This window comes from Bradyrhizobium sp. (assembly GCF_035570375.1).
GTDB lineage: Bacteria > Pseudomonadota > Alphaproteobacteria > Rhizobiales > Xanthobacteraceae > Bradyrhizobium.
Map to the genome: position 1 here is coordinate 1 of NZ_DATMLW010000075.1, position 3,463 is coordinate 3,463.

The following is a 3,463-nucleotide window of genomic DNA, read 5'->3' on the forward strand; positions in this document are numbered from 1 at the left end:
AAGGCGCGAGCGTCGGACGAGCGGGCCACTTACCGCGAAGTCCATATCCATCAAGGAGGCGAAGCGTAGACCCGGCGATGGTGCACGGAAGGCGACTGAGCTTACCCCAGGAGATCTGCCCTGTGTCGCTTCGGCGACTGAGAGTACCGCGAGGTGGTCTGACCGCAGGGCAGAAGTCAGCAGAGGGCGTAGTAGGTCATGTCGTCGGCAAGGCTAGTGAGGCACTCCGAACCGAAAGGTGGAGGCAACCGATAGGCCGAGCCGGGAACGGTGGCTGAAGGCCCGAACGGGAGGAGCGGCAAGTAGGACATGAATCTCGAAGGCGACAATCGGCTGAATCTCCAGTTGAGACTGGACTTCTCATCGGCGCCGACGGGTGAAGCCCGGCAGGCGGGACGGGAAGACATCGAATCGCCATCGGCGGTGAGTGAGCCCGAACGCCCAGCCAACACGCGTCGAACCATGGAGGACGTATGTGAACGAGCAAACCTGAAGAAAGCATTGCGGCAAGTGAGGAGCAATAAAGGTAGCGCGGGCGTCGACGGGATGACCGTCGATCAACTTGGCGACTATCTGAAGCAGCACTGGCCGGTCATTCGGGAGCAATTGCTGAACGGGACCTACGAACCGAAACCGGTGCGACGGGTGGAAATCCCGAAGCCGGATGGCGGAGGGGTGCGAAAGCTTGGCATTCCAACCGTGCTGGATCGCTTCATCCAGCAAGCGGTGATGCAGGTTCTGCAGAAGCAGTGGAATCCGACGTTCTCCCTTCACAGCTATGGGTTTCGACCGCGTCGGTCGGCACATCAAGCCGTGGCGCAAGCGCAGCAGTACATCGCGCAAGGTTACGGATGGGTGATCGATCTTGATTTGGAAAAGTTCTTCGATCGAGTCAATCACGACAAACTGATGGGCCAGATCGCCAAGCGCGTCGAGGACAAGCGGCTGTTGAAACTCATCCGGGTATTCCTGAATGCCGGGGTGATGGAGAACGGGCTGGTCAGCCCGAGCGTGGAAGGGACCCCGCAAGGAGGCCCGCTTTCGCCACTGCTAAGTAACCTCGTGCTCGATGAACTCGACCAGGAACTGGAGTGCCGCGGACACCGCTTTGTTCGCTATGCGGATGACTGTAACATCTACGTTCGCAGCGAACGCGCGGGTCATCGGGTGATGGAGAGCATCTCGCGCTTCATCACACAAAAGCTCAAGCTCAAGGTCAACGAGGCAAAGAGCGCGGTGGCACGACCGCAGGAACGGAAGTTCCTCGGATTCAGCTTTACGGCTGGTCCGGACATCAAGCGCATGATCGCGCCGAAATCTCTGGAACGGTTCAAACAGCGAATCCGGGACATCACGCGCAGGGCCAAGGGCGTCAGCATGAAGACGACAATGGAAGAGTTGGCCCCGTATATGCGGGGTTGGCGCAGCTATTTTGGCTTCTGCGAAACGCCCGAGGTGTTGGTGGCTCTCACTCGCTGGGTCCGGTTGCGATTGCGGGCCGCTCTGTGGCGTCAGTGGAAAACACCACGTCGCCGCCGTGCGGCACTGATCGCATTGCGAGTCTTTGGGCAGTTGTGCAATACGGCCGACAGCGGCCGTGGCCCATGGTACATCGCCCGGAGCAAAGCCCTCTCCGTCGGGCTTTCCAATGCCCACTTCAAATCGCTCGGTCTCCCCTCCTTGATCGATGCGCGTTAGCGCAACTTCCCGAACCGCCGTGGTACGGACCCGTATGCCAGGTGGTGTGGGAGGGGCGGAGCCGCGAGGCTCCCCCCTATCCCGATCATTGGCACTTCGCTACAGGCGCCGAGGCATCGAACTTACGGCCGGTATTGGAGGTGCTGCGGACATGGATGGACGGCGGCATCGGCCAGCCCCGACGCGAATGACCCATCTCTGCCATTCGACGATCAATTTTGCTGCGATGCAAGGCAGGGTTCTCGCGCAACAGTGTGCCAATGTGGGGGGCGGCCCCCCAGCCTGAGGAAGGAGGAGCCCATGAGGCGACGCGAGTTCATCACGCTCCTCGGCGGCGCGGCCGCATGGCCTTTGACGTCTGGTGCGCAGCAGCCGATGGCGCTGGTGGGCTTGCTGAGCGGCGCTCAGCAAGATGATCGACAGCTTGGCGCGTTTCGGCAGGGCCTCAAAGACATCGGCTATATCGAAGGCCGCAATGTCGCGATCAAATATCTTTCAGCGAACGGTCACTTCGACCGGTTGCCGGCATTAGCCGACGAGCTGGTGGCCGATCCCGCGACCGTGATCGTCGGGCTCGCCCCGCCTGCTGCAGTGGCGGCCAAAGCCGCAACCGCAACAATTCCGATCATTTTCGCGACCGGTGCCGATCCGGTTGGTCTGGGTCTCGTTTCCAGCCTCAACCACCCCGGCGGCAATGCCACGGGGATTAGTTTTCTGATCCACCCACTCGGGCCAAAACGGCTGGAACTGCTGCGCGAGCTGGTCCCGAGCACGCGGCTTATCGGTTTCCTGATCAATCCCGCGAACCCAACTACCAAAACCCAGACCGCAGACGAGCAGGCTGCGGCACGCGCACTCGGGCTTGAACTCCTGATCATGAATGCCAGTAGCGAACGCGACATCGACGCGGCTTTTGCGAGCTTCGTTCAGCAGCGCGTCAATGCAATCATCCTCGGCGGCGATCAGTTCTTGTTCAATCGGCGCGATCAGCTGGTAGAATTGGCGGCTCGCAATGCCGTACCGACGATGTATTATCTGCGCGAGTTTGCCGTCGCCGGCGGGCTCATCAGTTATGGGGCCAGCCTCACCGACGCGTATCGCCTTGCCGGTGTCTACGCCGGGCGGATACTCAAGGGCGAAAAGCCGGCCGACTTGCCGGTCCAACAGTCCACAAAATTCGAATTGGTCATCAATCTCAAGACCGCTAGGGCACTCGGCCTCACCGTGCCGTTGATCATGCAAATGACAGCCGACGAGGTGATCGAATAGAGGAAGGCGCCAAGCAAAGCTGGCGCGATCAGCCGTCTGATAACTGAGGCGAAGCAGAAATCATCGTCAAACGATTTGCCGTTGTAGGTCAAGTCAAGCAGCGCCCGGCGAAATTCGGCGGCGAGAATTTCGCCAGCGAACTGAACGGCGCATCGCATCCAGGCGGGAGCTCTGCTCTGATCACCGGCGCGACAGGAGTGATTCGGTCGCCTTTTCGAGATCGATCGACGCTACTGGCTTGCGACACCAATTCGGATTGGGCAATGAGCCCCGATTGGGATGGTGCTGCCCGAAGCGAGACCACGAAATTCATCGCAAGACCTATAATGGCCACGGCAGACAATCCCACGACTGTCCGTCTCAAATTGCCTCGCGATGCGCGGTCGCAAGGCATTGGCCTCTTTGCGTGCTGGTCGCCGCGAGTTTCGATGCTGAGCGCCAGCGGCGAGTGCACGTGCGCACTCTCCGGTCGATCGGACAAACTGGCTTTGGTGAT

Annotated in this window: 2 protein-coding genes; both read left to right on the top strand. The window is 60.3% G+C overall.

The features are described from left to right. The first annotated feature begins 309 nt into the window (after nucleotides 1–309). Nucleotides 310–1,698: a group II intron reverse transcriptase/maturase gene (gene ltrA, locus VNX23_RS08385; RefSeq protein ID WP_325628947.1), complete on the top strand. Its 1,389-nt coding sequence runs from the start codon at nucleotides 310–312 to the stop codon at nucleotides 1,696–1,698. A gap of 300 nt (nucleotides 1,699–1,998) precedes the next feature. Continuing rightward, nucleotides 1,999–2,967, top strand: a complete 969-nt coding sequence (locus VNX23_RS08390; protein WP_325628949.1) for an ABC transporter substrate-binding protein — start codon at nucleotides 1,999–2,001, stop codon at nucleotides 2,965–2,967. Nucleotides 2,968–3,463: the final 496 nt, after the last annotated feature.